General features: G+C 46.1%; 26 protein-coding genes and 1 pseudogene. 5 read left to right on the top strand and 22 right to left on the bottom strand.

Features of this window, described 5'->3' with window-relative positions:
* Positions 1 to 54: 54 nt before the first annotated feature.
* Positions 55 to 231, bottom strand: coding sequence for a hypothetical protein (locus tag ACOTX7_RS19015; protein ID WP_001371930.1), 177 nt, complete (start codon positions 229 to 231; stop codon positions 55 to 57).
* Between the two features lie 510 nt (positions 232 to 741).
* Here ACOTX7_RS19015 and ACOTX7_RS19010 point away from each other — a divergent pair.
* The 4 genes from ACOTX7_RS19010 to ACOTX7_RS18995 all read left to right on the top strand — a co-directional run bounded on the left by ACOTX7_RS19010 (position 742) and on the right by ACOTX7_RS18995 (position 3,646).
* Complete coding sequence (locus tag ACOTX7_RS19010) at positions 742 to 1,686, top strand: DUF5417 domain-containing protein (RefSeq protein ID WP_000778029.1); 945 nt, start codon at positions 742 to 744, stop codon at positions 1,684 to 1,686.
* A gap of 95 nt (positions 1,687 to 1,781) precedes the next feature.
* Positions 1,782 to 2,384 carry a hypothetical protein gene (locus ACOTX7_RS19005; RefSeq protein ID WP_012695474.1) on the top strand — a complete coding sequence of 201 codons (603 nt, stop codon included), beginning with the start codon at positions 1,782 to 1,784 and terminating at the stop codon, positions 2,382 to 2,384.
* 59 nt (positions 2,385 to 2,443) lie between these two features.
* Positions 2,444 to 2,794: a hypothetical protein gene (locus ACOTX7_RS19000; protein ID WP_000743059.1), complete on the top strand. Its 351-nt coding sequence runs from the start codon at positions 2,444 to 2,446 to the stop codon at positions 2,792 to 2,794.
* 531 nt (positions 2,795 to 3,325) lie between these two features.
* Entirely contained in the window at positions 3,326 to 3,646 is a 321-nt protein-coding gene (locus ACOTX7_RS18995) for a hypothetical protein (protein ID WP_000332796.1), read from the top strand.
* Between the two features lie 608 nt (positions 3,647 to 4,254).
* Here ACOTX7_RS18995 and ACOTX7_RS18990 read toward each other — a convergent pair.
* The 3 genes from ACOTX7_RS18990 to relB form a co-directional block, all read right to left on the bottom strand.
* A complete protein-coding gene (locus ACOTX7_RS18990; RefSeq protein WP_001447866.1) occupies positions 4,255 to 4,413 on the bottom strand; it encodes a type I toxin-antitoxin system Hok family toxin in 159 nt (52 codons plus the stop codon).
* Between the two features lie 71 nt (positions 4,414 to 4,484).
* Positions 4,485 to 4,772: a type II toxin-antitoxin system mRNA interferase RelE gene (gene relE, locus ACOTX7_RS18985; RefSeq protein ID WP_000323025.1), complete on the bottom strand. Its 288-nt coding sequence runs from the start codon at positions 4,770 to 4,772 to the stop codon at positions 4,485 to 4,487.
* Positions 4,772 to 5,011: a type II toxin-antitoxin system antitoxin RelB gene (gene relB, locus ACOTX7_RS18980; protein ID WP_000534858.1), complete on the bottom strand. Its 240-nt coding sequence runs from the start codon at positions 5,009 to 5,011 to the stop codon at positions 4,772 to 4,774. Before relB ends, relE begins: the two co-directional genes overlap by 1 nt.
* A 24-nt stretch (positions 5,012 to 5,035) precedes the next feature.
* Here relB and ACOTX7_RS18975 point away from each other — a divergent pair.
* Positions 5,036 to 5,152, top strand: a pseudogene (locus tag ACOTX7_RS18975) (hypothetical protein); the annotation flags it as partial.
* Between the two features lie 121 nt (positions 5,153 to 5,273).
* Here ACOTX7_RS18975 and ACOTX7_RS18970 read toward each other — a convergent pair.
* The 18 genes from ACOTX7_RS18970 to ACOTX7_RS18885 all read right to left on the bottom strand — a co-directional run.
* Positions 5,274 to 6,197, bottom strand: a complete 924-nt coding sequence (locus ACOTX7_RS18970) for a cation diffusion facilitator family transporter (RefSeq protein ID WP_000167917.1) — start codon at positions 6,195 to 6,197, stop codon at positions 5,274 to 5,276.
* Between the two features lie 199 nt (positions 6,198 to 6,396).
* A complete protein-coding gene (locus ACOTX7_RS18965) occupies positions 6,397 to 6,969 on the bottom strand; it encodes a cytochrome b/b6 domain-containing protein (protein WP_001515348.1) in 573 nt (190 codons plus the stop codon).
* Positions 6,970 to 7,444: 475 nt separating this feature from the next.
* Positions 7,445 to 8,683, bottom strand: coding sequence for an IS110-like element ISEsa2 family transposase (locus tag ACOTX7_RS18960; protein ID WP_000219087.1), 1,239 nt, complete (start codon positions 8,681 to 8,683; stop codon positions 7,445 to 7,447).
* A 421-nt stretch (positions 8,684 to 9,104) separates the two neighbouring features.
* Positions 9,105 to 10,445 carry an ISNCY family transposase gene (locus tag ACOTX7_RS18955; protein ID WP_000589001.1) on the bottom strand — a complete coding sequence of 447 codons (1,341 nt, stop codon included), beginning with the start codon at positions 10,443 to 10,445 and terminating at the stop codon, positions 9,105 to 9,107.
* Positions 10,446 to 10,619: 174 nt separating this feature from the next.
* Positions 10,620 to 11,989, bottom strand: a protein-coding gene (locus tag ACOTX7_RS18950) for an IS3-like element ISKpn8 family transposase (RefSeq protein WP_085949440.1) whose coding sequence is annotated in 2 segments (ribosomal slippage) — positions 10,620 to 11,509 and positions 11,509 to 11,989 — 1,371 coding nt in all. Because the reading frame shifts where the segments join, the coding sequence is not laid out codon by codon here.
* Between the two features lie 332 nt (positions 11,990 to 12,321).
* Positions 12,322 to 12,927, bottom strand: a complete 606-nt coding sequence (locus ACOTX7_RS18945) for a hypothetical protein (RefSeq protein ID WP_000137794.1) — start codon at positions 12,925 to 12,927, stop codon at positions 12,322 to 12,324.
* A gap of 216 nt (positions 12,928 to 13,143) precedes the next feature.
* On the bottom strand, positions 13,144 to 13,425 hold the full coding sequence (locus ACOTX7_RS18940) for a hypothetical protein (protein WP_000703842.1): 282 nt from the start codon (positions 13,423 to 13,425) through the stop codon (positions 13,144 to 13,146).
* Between the two features lie 145 nt (positions 13,426 to 13,570).
* Entirely contained in the window at positions 13,571 to 13,747 is a 177-nt protein-coding gene (locus ACOTX7_RS18935) for a hypothetical protein (RefSeq protein WP_000802040.1), read from the bottom strand.
* Between the two features lie 53 nt (positions 13,748 to 13,800).
* A complete protein-coding gene (locus ACOTX7_RS18930; protein ID WP_000633161.1) occupies positions 13,801 to 14,112 on the bottom strand; it encodes a hypothetical protein in 312 nt (103 codons plus the stop codon).
* Positions 14,113 to 14,334: 222 nt separating this feature from the next.
* The gene (locus ACOTX7_RS18925) at positions 14,335 to 14,535 is read right to left on the bottom strand and encodes a hypothetical protein (protein WP_000814953.1); all 201 of its coding nucleotides are present in this window, start codon (positions 14,533 to 14,535) and stop codon (positions 14,335 to 14,337) included.
* 39 nt (positions 14,536 to 14,574) lie between these two features.
* Positions 14,575 to 14,799 (bottom strand): hypothetical protein, encoded by a 225-nt coding sequence (locus ACOTX7_RS18920; protein ID WP_000551490.1) that lies wholly within the window; start codon positions 14,797 to 14,799, stop codon positions 14,575 to 14,577.
* Positions 14,800 to 14,853: 54 nt separating this feature from the next.
* Entirely contained in the window at positions 14,854 to 15,057 is a 204-nt protein-coding gene (locus ACOTX7_RS18915) for a hypothetical protein (protein WP_000781547.1), read from the bottom strand.
* Between the two features lie 552 nt (positions 15,058 to 15,609).
* Positions 15,610 to 16,101 carry a DUF3085 domain-containing protein gene (locus ACOTX7_RS18910; RefSeq protein WP_001371932.1) on the bottom strand — a complete coding sequence of 164 codons (492 nt, stop codon included), beginning with the start codon at positions 16,099 to 16,101 and terminating at the stop codon, positions 15,610 to 15,612.
* A 4-nt stretch (positions 16,102 to 16,105) separates the two neighbouring features.
* The gene (locus ACOTX7_RS18905; protein ID WP_001165367.1) at positions 16,106 to 16,417 is read right to left on the bottom strand and encodes a DUF957 domain-containing protein; all 312 of its coding nucleotides are present in this window, start codon (positions 16,415 to 16,417) and stop codon (positions 16,106 to 16,108) included.
* A 516-nt stretch (positions 16,418 to 16,933) separates the two neighbouring features.
* On the bottom strand, positions 16,934 to 17,254 hold the full coding sequence (locus ACOTX7_RS18900; RefSeq protein ID WP_000071366.1) for a hypothetical protein: 321 nt from the start codon (positions 17,252 to 17,254) through the stop codon (positions 16,934 to 16,936).
* A 178-nt stretch (positions 17,255 to 17,432) separates the two neighbouring features.
* On the bottom strand, positions 17,433 to 17,660 hold the full coding sequence (locus ACOTX7_RS18895) for a hypothetical protein (RefSeq protein ID WP_000336109.1): 228 nt from the start codon (positions 17,658 to 17,660) through the stop codon (positions 17,433 to 17,435).
* Positions 17,661 to 17,834: 174 nt separating this feature from the next.
* Complete coding sequence (locus tag ACOTX7_RS18890; RefSeq protein WP_000252081.1) at positions 17,835 to 18,728, bottom strand: hypothetical protein; 894 nt, start codon at positions 18,726 to 18,728, stop codon at positions 17,835 to 17,837.
* A partial coding sequence (locus ACOTX7_RS18885; protein WP_421626145.1) for a toxic anion resistance protein occupies positions 18,718 to 19,032 on the bottom strand: 315 nt, incomplete at its 5' end. The genes ACOTX7_RS18885 and ACOTX7_RS18890, both read right to left, overlap by 11 nt.

The following is a 19,032-nucleotide window of genomic DNA, read 5'->3' as shown; positions in this document are numbered from 1 at the left end:
CTTTTGGCCCGGGCTTAAGGAAGCGGAAATTTGAACGAACTGGCAGGTAATGATTTATGCCGCCGACAGCTGGCCGTCAGTGCTTTGCTGTTCTGGTTTGACAGTTGGGGGATAACCGGCAGTTAGCCGCTGGCATTCCGCATCACAGAAAGCCCTGAGGTTGCTGAAGACGGACTCCATGAAATCAGCATGAGCATACGAGTCTACAGGACGTGTCTTGTTATCTTTCATCTTGTTCTCCTCAATCATTATTAAAACCAGCGGATTTAGTTCCTGGCGCTCCATCTGCTGACCGGCTTTCCCAGAGAGCAGCGATGTGTCGGGTTCTGTTTCTCATTTTATCGTTTTCATCGGGCCCATCCGGCCGTATAAGAGACCGATTTGGCATGTTTAAGAAACGTACTGGCGACATTAAAAGCTGAGGTTGGCTTTGGAATAAAAGGATACTTTTCCCGTTTGTCAGGTCTTTCGCTACCGCTGCACGATGATTCTGTCAGGCATTCTGCGCCCTCCTTGGCTGTACATCTTGAAACAAGCGGTGGGATGTTCCCTTCCCCCTGCTCACCGCAGAATAATTGGCAAGTCCCGACGGTCGTTCCGTACGAGCCGGGTCCAAATAATGAATAAATACAACGCCACTTCAATTGTATTGACAATAGAAGTTAGGAGGATCATAGTGTCATTCATGGTGCGGCTTTCGCACCACCGCCCCGGCGGTACCGGGCAGAACTGGAGTACCTCATGAAACTTTCCCGTCAGACGACTTCTGATACTTCTGTTGATGGCCGTTCACGCGCATATGCCTGGGGCCGTGTCCATTATTTCATTATCGAACATGCACCAATGGCTGAGCTGGTCGCTATTGACGAGCTGCTGGAAAAAGCTGGCTGGAGCAATGACGGCTGTCCGAACTATGAGAAAGATGACGAGTTTGGTAATGCTGGTTACAGCTGTGGTTACTGGATCGATATTGACAGCGTGGGAAGCTTCAAGGCTGACTACAAACGTCTTAAGGGTGAGATTAGTGCGCATATCGCCTCAAAGGCGGCAGAGGTGGAGATCCGCGTACTGGACTCGATGTCCGACAAAGAATGTAAAGATGTTGCCTCGGTGGCATGTACTGTTCGCCGTGACTTACGTACGCAGTCCGAATCGCTTCATTCACTGCGTACTATCGTAACGGTTGATCATTACAATCCCTATGTGATCACCAGCCGCCCGCTGAGCATTTCCGCCTGGACACTTATCCACGACTGTCTGAAAACCGGCACCATCAATGACGTCTGTTCACGGTTGAGTTCATTAATCCTGCACTCTGAAGCCGCGATTGCCCGTTGTAAGGGAAGCTCCGACTACTCTTCGGAACACGCTCAGCTATCGTTTTTTGCTGGTAACGACTATGTCACCAGACGCACCCTTGTTGATGCAGCTCACGAAGAGGCTCTGCGAATGAACCGCCGCTTTGATGAACGTATTGCAATGAACGCGGATTCTGATGCCAGAAGGCTCCAGTGCGAATTCAACCTGAGCAACCATGTCGTACAGCGTCGGACCGTTGAATCTGCTCATATCCAGGCAATCAACGAAGACGTCACCCGTTCACAGGCGGAACCACGCTGCCCTGGAAAGCTTCTTCTGAAAATGACCAGTCATGAGGAAGTGCGGGACTCACTGAGCACCTGTTAGTCCAGCGACACCCCCTGCGGCTCTACTACCGGGCCGCAGTCTGCTCCGGCCAGATGGTGCCAGTGGCGTAATGAATTTGTTTAATAAGGCTGAGTATGATGAATAAAGAACAACTAATCGACAAACTGGAACGCGTGGTATGTGGTCAGTACTCCTACGAAATGCAGGAGCTTGCGTATTCGGCCCTCTGCTGCATTAAAGGCACCCCGGACGACTGCGCTAAGTTCCCTGTTACGCGTCCGCTGCCTGACACCTTAGTGGACGTATGGGACGAGATCGGGCAATACCTTGGCACAGGCAAAGCCATTGAAACTCGCAGTTGCGGCGTTTCGCTTCTGCTTCATGGACACTGCTACGATTCAAATCATGTGCTGTACTGGCGCAATGCTGGCGCACTTCCAGCAGCTTGCGATACGCCACTGGCTGGTGGGTCTCGCAAACTGTTCACCTGCTCAGCCTGTGGAGTGGACGGTCTGGATGAACCACCTGAAACCAGTTGCCACTGCTGCACAGAGGGGGCCCACTGGATTGAGAGCAGGCTCTTCACCTCCGGGCAGGCAGACCCTGAAGAATTTAGACCCGTGGCGGTCGTGAAAGAGTGTGCAGGCTCAACGCCGGATGATCGGCTCATCTGGAGCGTGATTGAACAGCTCAACGGCGAACTGGCGGAAGGCGATAAACTATTTAAGCAACGCTGACAGATCACGTCAGCATTTATATCAGACGAACTCCAGAATAATTTAAAGCAACCATGAACATGAAAAAGCCCAAAGCTGCATTACAGAATGCCATGAAAGAAGATGTGCCAGCTGTGACACAGATTCAGATGCGATCTACGGTTTCCAGAAAGGTTCGCTATGTAAAACAGGCAAATCGAGAGGGTCTGAAATTATCTGAGTGGATGTCGCGGCATCTCGACGCTGTCTGTGATACCGCAGATGAGATTCATAAAGGCAAACGCTCAACTCCGGTTGCGCCTGGGAAGATTCCCCCTGAGGTATACCAGGTGATATACGATCAGTGCGGCGGGTTCGTGGAGTGTGATGCTAATGCCCAGGTAATCTGGGAAGCCTGCCGTGATGCCATTCTTAACGGAGACAAAGGGTAAACGGCAGGTATCGCCTGTCATTTTTACCCTTGTGAGGAAAATCCTGATGAACCATGAGAGCCGAACTGTATACCTGAACACGGCCATTGAGGCCCTGTTGAAAGCTGAGGCGGCTCTGAACGAGCTGGCATTAGCCTATGTACTCAAACCAGGTGAAAAGGCAAGCGCATGCCATCCCCGAACCGGTACGCTTTCCACAGCTTCCCAGGTAAGAAAACTTCGCCGTGTTCTAGAAAAAAACAAGTTATGACGGCCCTTATACGCTGGCATAATGTACCGTGCTTCGCTCATCCCAGCAGTATGGGTTTTAAACTCTTCCATTTTTAAGAGTACGGGAAGAGCCTTATTATTGTCGCATACCCTACGGATGCATTGCAGTTCAAACCGCTGTTCGGTGCAATTATTGCTGTATCCGGCGGATTTGAAAATGACAGAAATAGTGATGTAAAGCTCCGCCATTAAAGAAATGCCCCGTAGTTTGGCGAATCAACTTTCTGAATTATCTCGATGAACACCATTTAAGGAAATCGAATGTGTGATTTTTGCAGGGCTGACGAAAATTACTTTCATATGGCAGAATGCGTGTATGACCAACTGGTTAAAGAGTATCCCGTAATGTGGCTGCGGGATTCAACCCGGATCGGGGCCTGCTACCTCTGTCGAGAACTGCTGTCGCCGGAGGGGATGGTCCTGGCGATGCAGAGCGCTTTCCCTGCGAAGGGATGGCGGCTGCGTATTTGGTACAATGAAACCATTGACGAAGAGATAGAACCGCAGCGTGGAGACTGTATTGAGCTGTCCTCCAGGGCGGACGCTCTGCTGTCCTTCATGTCGTTCCAGGAAAAGGTTTAGCGCTGCGGCCCCCCTCACAAAAAGGCGCTTTCCGCGACAAATCTGGTACGACCGGACAACGTTGAGTCAATTCTTGCTTCCCCGCAGAAGAATCCCTATGAAGTAAAGTAGAGGTAGGCATTACGCCCACCAGCAAACCTGATAACTGTTCTTTGCGTAACATCCTCAAACTTCTGGTGCCTTCGTAGACTGCGATGCGAATGCCCATGAGCTGAATTCACCGTATCATTTGACCGGATGCAGCGAGAACAGAAATGACAATGTTTGAACGATTTGCCAGACGGCCATAAAACTCTACTGGGTACAGAATAAGGACTGACCGCAATGGCTACGTTCTATGAGCTACCGACCAGTGAGAAGTCCATTGTTTCCGGTACGTGCCCGGACGAGCACCGGTGAAATTTTTCCCGACTGGATTACGCTAAGGCTTTTGAACGGTTTGCGTGAAGTGGGACTCTTTGGGTCTGGTTCTTGATTTATACAAAAGGCTATATGCCACAAGACGGGAGGAAAAAAGGGTTTCCCCGACTGGAGAAACCCTTTCAAAAGGTGCCGATGGCATACTAATCCACACCCCGAAAAGAGGGGGTTGCCCCCCTCTTTGTCAGCTACTTACCGGATTCGTAGGCCAGGATAGCAGATACCTCCCTTGTTCCGTCTTTCATCCGCAACTCGCAAAGCGAGTTTCGTGTGAGCCAGGTGAATATCAACAGCGTTAAACAAACTATTAATATGCACAAAACAATGGGTTGGTTCGGCATTTTCATGGCCTTCTTCTCCTGTCAACGCAAAGCAGAAGTGTCACCATCGGTGCGAAACAGAGATGTCATGCTTTGGTTCAGAGAATGCGTTTGACCGCCTCGCTATATACTTCCGAGCGTTCTCTTTTCCCAACAGAAATCACGAAAACGACAACTTTCTCGTCTATAACCTGGTATACAAGGCGATAGCCTGAAGACCGGAGCTTAATCTTGTAACAATCAGGCATACCACGGAGCTTGTTTGCTTCAATCCGGGGTGACTCAAGTACTTCAACCAGCTTCTTTTTCAACTGTTCACGTACCGTCGAGCCCAGCTTTCGCCATTCCTTTAGTGCCCGCTCGTCAAAATCCAGAAAATACGCCATCAGAGTTCATCCAGCGTCACACGTACTGGCTTAGGATTACGAAGTCGTTCTTTCACTATCTCCACAAGTTCAGCATCTTCATCACTCAGGAGTGTCTGTTTGAACGGCAAGCGTTCATTGTCAGCGATATACTCGAGCATGAGACGAAGCGCTTCAGAAGGAGTTACGCCCATTTTTTCAAGCGCGGCGTAAGAACGCGCTTTAAGTTCATCGTCAATACGTAGGTTAATGCTACCCATGTCTTACACCCCTTGTAATTACAAATGTCATTACAAGTATCGCACTACAACATGCTTAGGGCAAGTCACGAAGTAAGTCAGAAAGTAGTCGTAAGAACGGTGATCACTGTCCGCTTTGTGCCAGAAGCGGACTTTTTAAAAATATTGCGTGCCCAACAATTGGGCGCAGGTCACATCAAGTACCCTCAGAATTATAGAGAATACCTGAAATTTTTGTAGAGCGAGGTTTGTTACCCTGCCCGACCAGCGACATGTGGTTAGTTTAGTGATCAGAAATGTCGAGCGTTTGGTCGTTCATTGACGCGGGATCTTCCAACGGTTCCACATGAGTGGTGATATGGATAAAAGGCAGTGCGGTGCGGATATCATTCTCTATACGCTCGGCCCAGTCGTGCCCATATTGAACAGTCCATCGCCCAGGAACTAGGATGTGCATTGTCATAAACGCCCGCCCGCCAGCCTGGCGTGTACGTAGTGCATGGAAATCAAGCCCCTGTTCACGATATCCTGCCAGCAGTGACTCGATTTTTTTGAGTTCTTCCGTGGGTAGCGATACGTCCATCAGACCTGCAGCTGAACGACTCATAAGCTGATAACCAGTCCAAACGATGTTGGCTGCGACCAGCAATGCAACGATCGGATCGACCCAAAACCAGCCGGTCAGATAAACCAGTCCGACACCAAAAATGACACCGACCGACGTCCAGACATCGGTCAGCAGGTGATGAGCATCTGCCTCAAGAGTGATAGAGTTGTGCTGCCTGCCAGCCCTTAACAAAATGCGAGCCGTCACAAAATTAAGGATTGATGCGACTGTTGAAACCAGTAATCCGAGACCAATCTCCTCAAGCGGCTGTGGAGTTAACATCCGCTCAACTGCGGTATAGGCGATACTGGCTGCCGCCAATAGGATCAGAAATCCTTCGAAAGCACTCGAGAAATATTCGGCTTTGCCGTGCCCATATGCATGGTTCTCATCGGCCGGAAGCGCAGCCAAGGTCAGCATCCAGAGCGCCATTAGGGCTCCTGCGAGGTTAACTACGGATTCGATGGCATCAGATAGCAGACCGACCGAACCGGTCATTTTCCACGCCACACCTTTGAGTCCGATAGTGGCAATAGCCGTGGCAATGGAAAGCCAAGCGTAGTGCGTCAGCGGACGAGGTAACCCTTTTGTTTTAGTCATTATTAACTTCCTAAAATAGGACGACTAACTCACATTTCTATCCATGATAGATAATTAAACAATCATTTCGCCATGAATATTTTTTCGTTTTTATTAAATTTAATTAAAAAGTCTCTGCAAGTGCTGTTTCATCTTCTAGTAAACTAAATTTTATTTTTAGGGTTTTCTTCAACTTGAAGTAATATTATCTCACAACAGATTAGTCACTTAGGTTAACTGAGCGGCTTTTATATTTTTCAATTAAAATATGCAAAACTCCCATTGCACCATGTGCATAAAAATAGACCTCAATGAAAGTAGTAAAGAACTTATGCCAGTGGATTACTGTTTCAGCCAGATTTGACTGCATGGTATTCAACAAGAACCATAGGCCACCTGAAAGTGCTACAATTAGCAATGCTAGAACTCCAAATCCTTGGATTGTACTGGCAATACCTCCCGAATGTGCATCGGGCAGTCGGAAACTAGTCAACGTTTTTATATCTTGCTTAATACCACTAAAGTCAAGCCCTACCCATGAAAAATAATAAGTAAAACCTCTTTGAGTAAGCATCCAACTTAACATAATAAAACCACAAATAATCAGTCCTAACCCTGAAATAATGTGCATCCAGGTTATAACTCCTTCAAGACTATGTTCACCAATTGCTTCGGTCTCTGTCAGATTAGAGTTAATAATTTGTGATAATATTAGAAATGCCACAATGATGTGAAGAATACGAAAAAAAGGAGCGTAATCATGGGGTAATAGATTCCAGAGTCGCAATTTCATTAATGAGTCCTTAGTAAATTTATCGATGATCTTAATCATACAAAAGAATTATTAGGATAACCTTAATTCTTAAAATTGCAGCAGGCATTAGTTCACCTCTGATATGGCCACTTGCGAAATGGGAATGGTAACTGTTATTACTATGTGTTTACTTGCTGTTCTTGTTACGCAGCCCCTTAAACACATTACTTTCAAATATGATTTCCTGCTGGGTTTAAATATGTGTCTTTCTATAGTGCGGCAACCTATTTTTACACCAACTCATGAATTAAATAAGAATCATAAATTAAATGAGAGGTTTAATTCTCTTGCTTAACGCGATGATATTAAATGGAAATTTTAATTTTTGTAATTTATTAAACAGTTAGAATGAGACATGGTAAATACGATCTTCCTTTAGATAATTCTGATAGCACTTTTTCTACTGGGCAGTCTGCAATGTCCGCTTCACGCCCTGAGACATTCGACAAGCTTTTTATGGCTTCAGTAAGGGCGAGTGTCTCGCTTCGAGAGCCAGCAAATATTTCGCTTCGTCATAACAGGTTCTGGCCTTCCAGCAGCGGTAAATGATCCTTATCCATTTGAACGCCAGTGCCCGGATCGCAGACTGATGAGATTTGCCCTTTTCTCTAAGGCCCTGATAATACAGTTTGGCCCAGTATGATGAATTAACCGTCTTGGCAGCCCATTCAACAAAGGTCTGCCTGACGAACTTGGCACATTGCCATCGCCAGTGAACCCATGATTTTTGGCCGCTTCGTTCGGTCACCGGTGCTATACCTGCGTAGTTTTGAATTTCTTCAGCGCTGTTAAACCGGTCACGATTATCACCAAGTGCAGCAAGCATCCGTGGGCCCATGCACGGTCCCATGCCCGGAAGTGATTTGAACAGCCCCGCATCTGGCAATGTGTCAAACAGCGTTTCGATTCGTTCGTCATAGGTTTTGATGATTTCACTCACGACTTTAATTTGTGTCGCCAGTGCTGCTGCCATCAAAGCATTAGCCTCTATAACACTCGGGTCTGTAGTCAATGGGATCGCATTATCAATACTCGCAACACGTTGCTCGGTAAGGGCCATAGCGCGACCACCTTTGGCATTCAGAAAGTTGCGGATCGTGTCGCGTCTGGCTCGTTTCAGTTGTTGCAGACTGGGCCACCGGATAATCAGCTCACACAACAGTAAGCTACCCCGATGTGAGAACCACTCCAGTGGCTGAGGATAATACTGTTTAAGCGTGTTGATTATCCGGTTCACAAAGCGTCGTTTATCTTCAACCAACTGACGACGTTGCTCAACCAGTTGCTGAAGTAAGCGAATATCCGCATTGTCGGGTTCAATAGCTTTTATCTTCTGGGGGTAACGCAGCATTAACTCTAATGCCAGCTCGGCATCCTGCGGATCATCTTTAGCGCCGCTGGGCGAGAAGGCTTGCCGATAACGAGCCAGGGACAATGCGTGGACGGGGAAAACGGTGATAAAGGGGTATTTTTGAAGAGCATATACCACGGGGCCCTTCTTCAGTTCGAGAGCTATTGCGATTCTACCTTTTACTTTCTGGTGTAACTCAGTAAGCCAGGCATCAAGCGCTTCTGCTGTATGTTCAATCACATCGAATACGCGTTCACCGTTTTTAAACTGAACACAGACATCGTGTTTTTTATCAGCCCAGTCCAGACCAACGTGCGCAGCAAATTGATTAGTCACAGTCATCACCAACTCCTTTTTATCGGGGATTGGTATGCATTCCACGCTCTTCGAAAGAAATATAGCCAGCAGTTTATCTGCATGCCCTGAGTATTCGTTAGCGAACGTGGAGCACCTACTGGCTCGAAAGAAAAGCGGCGATCATCACATGATTCTCGCTCAATATTCGTAACCAGTAAGCGCATACCCTGAATCACTTCAAAGTGTAATTCTCAGGGTACGAATGACTATATCTCGCTCTTAGCGGACATTAGCATAGGCTATTTACCATAACGCCGCATTACGCGTACCGCTCAGACGGCCTGAGCGCGTTTCTGACGTGTCCCCGTTAAAAACAGTAACAAACCACCCGAAAATGCACGCCAGAAACGCTACGTAAGAATCTATCCTATGACTGGATATGCACTCAACTGAATAACGCCTGGTTTCAGTCCATTTTATCGGGATCAGCCTTCTTTCTGGGTAATTTAGGGGGCTTCACTTGCTGATTACTTTGCGTGCGGCGCGTGAGCCAAGGATGGTCAGCTTTAGGTTTTACGTAGAATTTTGAGCGTAAATCAAAACGGGCATTATCCACACGTTCATGGACACTTTTTTCATCATCCAGTGGTATAGGCTCCGGGCCATCAACATATTTTTCCCATCCCAACGCTTTCCCATCATACAGAACCTTAATTTCACCGTTAAAGCTTTCGCATACCGTGACAACCGAATGCCGAAGTCGATATCCCCGGCCTTCACTGCGAATCTGAAACGCACTGCTTTTGTACTGGAAAGTGAGATTTTTGGAGAGAACGCGCTTCGCCTGGAGGCTGAAGATATAACCCAGTTCCTCTTCAGAATGGTGTACATCAAGATGGGCGTTATCAGCAATACGAGGCGGCGTAGCAAACCGGTTGTTATAGGCTTCAATAAAGGTCGGCAACCATGCGTTTGCTGTTTCAATATCACTGATACCCTGAAGCCGCATTTCTTTGACCAGCCTGTCCTGCAGTGTCTGATTGGCACGCTCTACCCGCCCTTTTGCCTGCGGGCTGTTGGCATGGATTGGCTCGATGCCCAGTGTCTTTATCGCACGTGTGAACTGAGTCAACTCTCCTTCCCGCTCCGGGTTATTTACTCTGAATATACTGTGTCTGTCAGAATAGAGAGCCAGTGGTACGCCATGATCATTAAGGTAACCCCGGAGGGTTTCCATGTAAGCCCGGGTTGTTTCTGCAGGAGCGAATCGTAGCGCCATCAGAGCGCTGGTAGCATCATCGATAAAGACTATCAGTGTGCATTTGGGGCCCCGACCTTCAAACCAGTCATGAGGCGAGCCATCAATCTGGATGAGTTCACCGTAGGATGGGCGCCGCATCCGGCGCTGATAAATTCGGGCAAACTTACGACGACGTTCGCGCCATATGCCCTCCTCTACCATCCACTTCCTGAGAGTTTCAATGGATAAACACAAGCCGTGTATCTCGCGCAATTTTTCGCACGCAAGCGTAGGTCCAAAATCAGCGTAGCGGCCTTTGAGGAGTGAAATTACTGTTGCTCTGAATTCGGTAGAAAAGGAATTATTGGGACGCTTTCCACGTCGGCGGGAAACTAGACCAGAAGGCCCTTCATTTCTATACCGTTGCACCAGACGTTTAACCTGCCGAATAGAAATGCCAATGCGTGCCGCAGCTTGTTCCTGAGTAATATGGCGATTAAGTGACTCCTGAATAATGTGAAGTCGGTCGAGTTCCTTATGACTCATCGTAACAGTCTCTTTGATCATGAAAAATCCCCCAGAGAATTGTCTGGGGACATTTTAGAATGGTTCAAAGGGGACATTACAGCTTGGTGTTAACAATGGCCTTCTTCTCCTTGCATTTAAGCAGGCAAGAGGCTACTCTGAATGTGACTAGCATACAGGGGCCTCGGGTTGTACTGACCCCAAAAAGTTGGACAGTTAAACACGAGGCACATAGGTCTGGGTTCGATATTCAATTGGACTCAGACCTTTTAATTTCAGGCTAATTCTTCTGCTGTTGTAGTAGTCAATATATTCCGTAACAGCATCCTTCAGTTCGCTTATATTACTGAACTCGTCAAGATAAAAACACTCCGACTTTAAGGTTCCAAAGAAACATTCCACGACTGCATTATCCAGACAATTGCCTTTTCTGGACATGCTCTGTGTAATGCCTTGTTCTTTAAGGATGTTTTGATACCTTCTCATACGATACTGCCATCCCTGGTCAGAGTGCAGAATAGGATGCTCGTGAGGCTTAAGCTTTTTGAATGCCTGATCGAGCATATTCTCGACCATGTTCATCACAGGTCTTTCCGACAGGCTGTAAGAAATAACTTCGTTGTTGAAGAGATCTATTACTGGAGACAAATACAGCTTTCGCCCATTGACTGCAAATTCAGTAACGTCGGTAACCCACTTCTCGTTTGGCCGTGTAGCCTTGAAATCCCTTTGGAGAACATTGGGGGCGGTTTGCCCTACCTCTCCTCTGTAGGAGCTGTATCGCTTGACCTTAATCGCTGCCTTAAGCGAGAGGGTTCCCATCAGGCGCTGAACGGCTTTATGGTTAATCCGTTCCCCGTCTCGATGGAGAGACAACGTTACCCTACGGTATCCGTAACGACCTTTATTCTCGTGATAAATCTCACCAATACGCTTTTTAACATCCGCATACTTATCAGGCTTGCTGAGAGCCTTTAGATGGTAATAAAACGTACTGCGCGGTATCTCCGCTGCCTTGAGAAGCTCATCAAGAGGGTAAAACTGCCTTAGCTCGTTGAGTACTTTCACTTTTTCGCGGGATGAGCTAAGGCTTTCAGCTTTTTTAGATACGTAAGCCGCATTTCAAGGAATCGAACTTGTCTTTCAAGATCCTCAATACGTCGGTCTTTCGACAGCTCCAATGCTAACGCCGCTTTTTCTGGATCAACTGACATTGTAATGTTTCTTTTGGTGCCGATCTTGAGTGCGCGTAAACCAGCTTCTCCGTGCTCCTCATAGACTTTCAGCCACTTGGCTACAGAACCACTACCAGCAAGCATAAAGTGAGCAGCAGCCTGATTGAGGGACATCTGCTGCTCGGTCACGGCTTTCACGACCTTAATGCGCAACTCTGGATCAGCACTAACGCCTTTAGGTTTGGGAATTAAACCTTTTTCTCCATGTTTTTCATAGAGGGCAACCCACGTCCTGACCTGGGTTCGAGGCACACCAAAACGTGCAGAGATGATCCTGTAACCATCATCAGTTGTGAAGTAGTGATTCACGACTTCAAGGCGCTTTTCGAAGGGGTATTTTGGCTTTGACATATCAGGGACTATTCCATTTCATCGTCCAACAAAATGGGTGCAGTACAGGTTAATTGAAAAATTACTCGGGGCTTTCTGCTTTTACCACAGTCAAACAGTGTTACCGCTGGCTGGGGCAAAAGCCTCCAGCACCAGCGTTATTATACCACCCTGCCCTGATCAGCCAAACACCCCGCCTACATAAATTACTGATTTTTCATTTATTTGACATGATTCACTTCCGGTTGTCGGCGAAAGTCATTTTATACTAAAGAAAAGGGTAACGGGCAGCTGCTGGGTCGGAACATACAGTGCAGTTCCTGCCCGTTTAATTTCCGGATGCAATGGTAGGATCAGGAGGCACTGCTTCCGTTGATTAGGGAAATCTTATGTGCCTGAATACGGCTGTATTCGAGATGGGATGCAATATTACAGATGCGCTCCAGTCGATCATGCAGCCTCGTGTAGGTCAGTCGATGAATACCGGACATTTCATCAAGTAGCCAGCGCTTGATGTAAGGGTTACAGGAAAGCCGGGCAAGATCGTCGTCATCCACTTCGTCAAAGAACCAGTACTGCTCCATCGGGACTACCTGAAATATCCACGGCCGGGGATAGTCCCCTGTGACAACCAAAAACCATGCAAGAAAGCATAGACACAGCTCAACGACCATAAGCATCGAAAATTGCGAATAACTTAGACCGGGCACATAGGGTGAACTATCCGCAACATACCCCCTGAGCAATTCCGCCACAAGGTAGCCCAATAGCGTCAAGGCCAGCATCAGGGTCAGGATTAATCCCCCATTAAACGCTACCGAAGCCTTTTGAACCCGATCAGGTGCTGTCCGGCTGCGATAGTTGGTCACTACTCTTTCTACAAGTGCCCTTATGGCAGCCTGTTCTTTACTGACATCAGCTCCGGAAAAACCGGACGGGCTTTTATTTAATTCAGTCATACCCCACTCCTGTTATGTGCTCTACTTAACAAACACGTAGATCATACAGAGCTCACGGACGCACTCCTGCCAGATAAAGGAGGGAATTTGGCTGTAAGACGGTTAGCCAACAGTTCAGGTTATGCGTGGGATCCGCCCAGTCAGAAAGGATTCCGTTAATAACAGGCAAGGTTAAAGGCAGATGGACGGTGAAATTGTGGGTGCTAAAAGGGGGTATTACTCTTTTTCCTGCATAGCGGTTTTTTCAGCCCGGGTGGCCAGACGAACATTTCCGAAAGGCTCACGGACAAGCAGTGGCTTCTCCTTCTTCCAGCCCCTGATAGCCGTTTCTCCAAACCGACGTGGTGCATTGCCGTTCCAGCGAGCAATCACATGGTTATCATGAATTTCAATAATGACAACGGGGTGGACAATGACCGTTGAAATGGTGGTATTTCCCATTTTGGTACGGGTTACAGACCAAACCTGCATCCCGGATTCCAGCTGGCTGATTTTCATATTATATCCTTAAGCCATCACGAACTGCGCCACAAACAATTAATGTGGCGCAATTTACCATAAACAATAAACATCAGATACCCGTGAAAAGATTTCCCTTTATTTTAAAATTCTTCTGGAGAAAAAATGATATTTCCAGAAGAGGTCAGCGAAATTCAGAAACGGCCATCACAATGGTGCTGCGCTGACGCTGGCGTTCTGCCTTGCGCTGCCTGCGGCGATAGATCTGTTTTGCGCTGACGTAAGGGCAGTCCTCACGGGTATACCAGCAGCAGCCGCAAGGTTCGGGCCGGGGTTTTCCGGCAAGTCCAAATGGTTTCATCAAGTCACCTTTTTAATGTTTTTAATGGAAAGATACTTACCTAACCCATTGTTTTATAGGAAATAACGTTGTTGCATAAACAGATACAGATAACCCTCAGGAGAAAACATGCAAAGGTTATCAGTGATAACCGCGTCCAGATACCGAGTGTCAGTCTGTAAACGTTTTATCACCAGAAAATGTGCTGCCGCAGCCTTAATGCCAGAACTACCGTTTACAACATTATGTATACCCGCTTTGAATAACGAACGAGCATGAATTACCTTTTCCCGGGCCGCTTCGATCTCAGCATTAATAACGCATTGCCGCGCCTGGATGACTGCCTCTCCGGTTAAATCGCGGAAATTCATTAGAGATGTGATCATGATTGACTCTCCAGATTATGTGGAATCATTATAACAACTGGCACCACGCCACAAATAACCTGAGATAAATTCTTTGAAATATTCCTATATATAAGGAATTACAGTCGGAAAAGAAACAATGAAATAGCGCCGACCGCTTAAAATCGATAAATTAAAATGGACGGCACTGGAATGAAAAACTGAAAGTAGTAAGACCGTAATTATCCTTCACGGATGTAAGCTTTAAAAGAGGAGTACTGGCAAAGCTTTGCCAAGTACTTCGGCGGTTGTGTCTACGATTTTACGGATGTCATCGATCTGCGAAGGCTTATTCAACACCACCGTAAAAAGCTCTCCTTCGTTATCAGCCTGCTCGCAGTTTCCGTATCGGCTCCCGTCGTACAGCTGCACAATACGTGACATAGAAGACTTTGTTTGTTTCATGGCTTTGCACCTGCTTTTAGGCAGTTTGGTTACTGGTTATCAGAAGCTGGTTTCATGCGCTTCCGGCTGGGACACGAACTGGTATTTGACGCCGCCAGGCACACCTACTGCTTCGGCAATAGAGTCGCAAAGCCGCGATAAATCATTTAGTGTCATCGGATATTCAATATCTACTGAATATAAAGCACCTGCATTTTCAGCATCTTCGATGTTTTTATACTGGGCACTAAATATAGCAATGGTCTGAATTTCGTGGTTATGCATGAACCGGTCCTTATTAAATTATAAAAGCCACCCGAGAGTGGCCTGAGTGGAAACTTAAATCTGTGAAGTATATTTGAGAGATTTTTTGCGATCCAGATGCCGGGCAACAATGGTTCCGATAACAAGTAGCGTGATGACCGCACTGAAGAAGGTGCTGTCAGGGACGCCCTGGAAAAAATCACTGAAACTGTAAACAATAAAAATCAATGCGCAAAAATAGAAAACGATACGAACATAAGGGGTAAAAAACATTTTCATCGGTTGCCTTCCATTCAGGGAGAATTCTCAGTAATTACATCACACCTGAAGAGAAACTATTTTCGTATAAATGAGCATTTTCGACATATCAGAGGGGGGTTTTACTCATAAATGAGGTAGTAAGGGTCACACTTGAGATGAAAGTTACTTTCCTGGCTGCGAACGAACTATCTCAAATGTTAGAGGTGTGCGTTCGCCTTAAGAGCTTCATGCCCTGAGGAGCTCAACTTGAGCCGATAGTATAAACCTGGCTCCAGATGCCTTACTGGCTGGCATAACTCCACGAGGCCCAGCCGGAACAGGACCGGAGAGCTCCTGCACGTCACATCATCAGGATTCCCCATAAACGTACGCCGTTCTCTGGCCCGTCTGAAATTGCCAGAGATATCATAGATCGTGCCGGATGCCATCCGTCTTAACACGTAAATCTGCGCCCTTGTAAGCTTCTGGGCGGAACTGCTTAAACCTGACATACCTTCCCGGCCTTATATAAAACAATCCGCCAGCAGCTCGACTGGCGGACAATGTTTGACTGGAAACAGCAAGGACATACTATTTGCTGACAAGTTTGATATTGGTTTCACTCATTCGAAGTCGAAACTCCTGAAAACCCTGCTCTACCGCTAACTCCAGCCACTCAACGGGAATGGTATAGCTACAATCAGACCCACCCAAAGCGGCATCACAAGCGTAATCCCAGTCCTCATCCAGTTTTGGATTCATCCCCTGGGCGTAAGCCACAGTATCGCGGGATGCGGGAGAGCCCTCAAGCTCAGCATTAGTGATCAGGTATACACCATGACTGTGCGCGAGAAGCACTTTTGGCACCAGATGTGTGCTGGCAATTTTTGAGGATGAGGGAAAGAAAACCCTACCAGCTTTACGCGCCTCTTCTTCAGTCTGTCCCTCAGCGTTAAGGAGGGCTCCCCCCGGATAGCATGCCGGGTCATAGATCTGATCTGGGGTGACCGAAAACGTTTTTGCGGTGCGAATTTCTTCGATCAGTTTATTGATATCTGCCATTTCAAATACGAGAGTGGTCACAGGCTTACTCTCCCTCTTCAGTGGACAACATCAGATACTTTGTTGCCAGCAGAAGCTCTCCCACATCCTTGAGGGACAATTCAGCTTTGCCTTCTACGGCAAGCTGCAAGCGCTGTCGAATTGCATGAACAGAATCTGAAGATAAAGATGCCATTTTGCGCAAAACGGCATTAGCCTTTTCTACAGCAGGATACAGAATTTCTGAGTTGGTATTATCTTCGTCATTATCAAAGATAATTTCAGAATCCATATTGATGTTATCTTCAAGCCAGCTTGAAAGCACTTCAAGTAATGACATCACCTTTTCAATTTGCATATCGCCTCCTCTGTTAACATGAAACAAATATAACAAAGTGGCTTACCCGGCTAATAACCTGAGCAGAAAGTTTTCGAACTTAGTTTGAAAACAAGTTTTCTGCTCAGGTTAATGTTAAAGTCGCTGGGTAAAAGATAAAAGGCACTGAAGATGATTTAAGCATCAAACAGACTAAATAGGATTCCGTCTTTTATAACGCTTTTAAAATAGAATGAATGAAATATAAATTTTGCGTTTAAGAATGAACGCTGTAGAGGATGATTTATCCTGTGATATGCAGTTTGTGGCCTTTAAAAAGGCTTTATTATGGACTTGAATTGCAAAGAGAGCACCGACATTTTTCTGGGGGCTCCCGCAGAGAAAAAGCTGTGAGGTTATGAAGACGTATAGGAGGTATTCGGCGAAATACTGTATGGCCACAGGAGAGCTTCAGCACCCATATCCTGCCGCCTCGCTCGCCTGTGGTGATTTCAATATGTTCTACGTCATACCACGTAGTTGTATTTCTCACTTTGTTTATGCTTCCTGACACCGCGTGAACGCAATCTTCGTCTGGATGCGTTCATAGATGGAAAACTGCCTTTCAATGGAATCGGCATTAGACAGTAATTCATGAAGCTCAGCAGAATCTGTATCAGGAACGATAGCGACAGAAACTCCATATTTACGCCCAGTTCTGATCAGGTGCGCAAGTTTTTCCTTCTCTGATTCTGTGAGCATTGCCAGATCCCTTCCGGATACCTGCTCGATAAATGGACCAAGGTTTTTCGGAAAAAAGGGTTCGGCATCAGAATTATGTACCGGGAGCGTTTGCGGCTTATCGAAGCTATTGGACATGAAAAGAACCTTTATAGTTAGAGAGGTGGAGACTGAATGCGTAGCCCATTAAAATTAGTAGTGCCACACTCGAATGCTAATCATACTTTATGATGGCTATGGTAGGAATGGCCGTCAACTTAAACCGCCAGAAGCGAGCCATTCACCGTTAAAGTAACTTTCCCGTATGATGTTCTTTTTATGGAATGAGTTGTTCACACTCCTCTTTAAGAGCCGCCCTGGAACGAGATCGACAGACTTTGCTTAATGAAGAGCGTAATTGATGTTCATCAACCCCATCAGCGACAAACTGACCAATTTTCTTTTCAAGACGCTGCATTGCCTCATAAAGCTTGGCATCAGTATTATTTTTAAGAAACCTCAGTATATAATCAGCAATAATTTGAACAGGAGTAAAGTTACACATCATGTATCCTTAATAAGTTGTGTAAAAATAAAACCATAAAAAACATAATCAGAAGTAGATTATTATACTTGAGTAAGCTTTTCAGCTAACAAGCTGGAGAAGCAGATTCCGGTAAATTACTACATATTTGATAAAAGTTACTGAATAAAAAAGCCCAGCGTACCGGGCTTTCATTCAATTTGATTCTAAGAATCTGACTCGCCGCCTGATTTTTATACCAAGAAGAGCGAACAAAACGCCAACGAATGCGACGGGACTACCTACTTTAAGACAATTAACCGACGCTTTTGAAAAGGTATGTGATTTAGACATACGTTTTTGCTCATAACGAATCGCAAGTGGTGAGACGGATTTATCTAAAGCTGTCTTTTCCAATGCATAACGAACTTTCACGGGAATATTTGACTGTAATACACCAGACATATACGCCCTAACAACATTCTGTGTTAACTTCACATCTGGCTTGCCGAGTTTTATATGTAGTTGCGCCTTTAAATAGTTTACAGATACCTCTTCGCCTGAGGGCCAATTACTATCATTTAAATATGCGACAAGTTTATCGTATTTTTCATGTTTTACATATTTCTTGATAACCTTTACAGTCGAAGCTGAAGTGGCATCAGTCTCTTCCGAACCTAAAGCAGATGTAAAAACTGACAAGCCGATAAGAAAAGCGCCAGCAATTAGAAGCATCGGGAATATCTCACCTATTTCCTCCCCCTTTAAAATTTTAAAGGCAGTTGAAGAAACTACTAATAGCCCCATAATCCCTAATAGCAACTTAGAATATGTAGTTAGGAAGCCTCCAAATGCATCGCCAAAATCCGAAACCACTAACTTATCTTCACCTTCAGATGAATTGAAGAATGACAAGGGCACATCAATATCAAAGTCCAGAACTGAAGGTGAGAGGTGTAATGACAGCAACCACAAGCAAAGACCAAAAATCATTATCAGCAGGCCCGCACCAAATATCGCGAAACCTGAATTTCTAATCTTTATAGACCGGTGAAAAAGAAATGACAGTTCACGGGAAAAATCGTCACTACTCTTAAGGTTACGCACCATGATCTACCCCTTTTTGTGTCAGTCGGGTGCGCAAATTCTCACGCATGGCAAGAACCTGTTTTTCTGTTTCCCTGAGCTTAATAGCCCCTTCTCTCTGGATTTTAACAACATCGCCAACCGTCTGGATAAGCGTATCCTGCACCTCTTTAAGGGTGCTTATATCAATAACCAGCCGTTGGTTTGCTTTCATAGTTTCTACTGCATTGCGATGCAGTAATTTTGCATTACTACGGAGTAACTCATTGTGGCACTGTTGCAAATAGTCGGTGGTGATAAACTTATCATCCCCTTTTGCTGATGGAGC

It is taken from the genome of Enterobacter cloacae complex sp. IR5418, assembly GCF_049238105.1.
GTDB lineage: Bacteria > Pseudomonadota > Gammaproteobacteria > Enterobacterales > Enterobacteriaceae > Enterobacter > Enterobacter hormaechei.
Note: the sequence above shows the minus strand (reverse complement) of the source record. Positions and strands in the feature narration are given on the sequence as shown.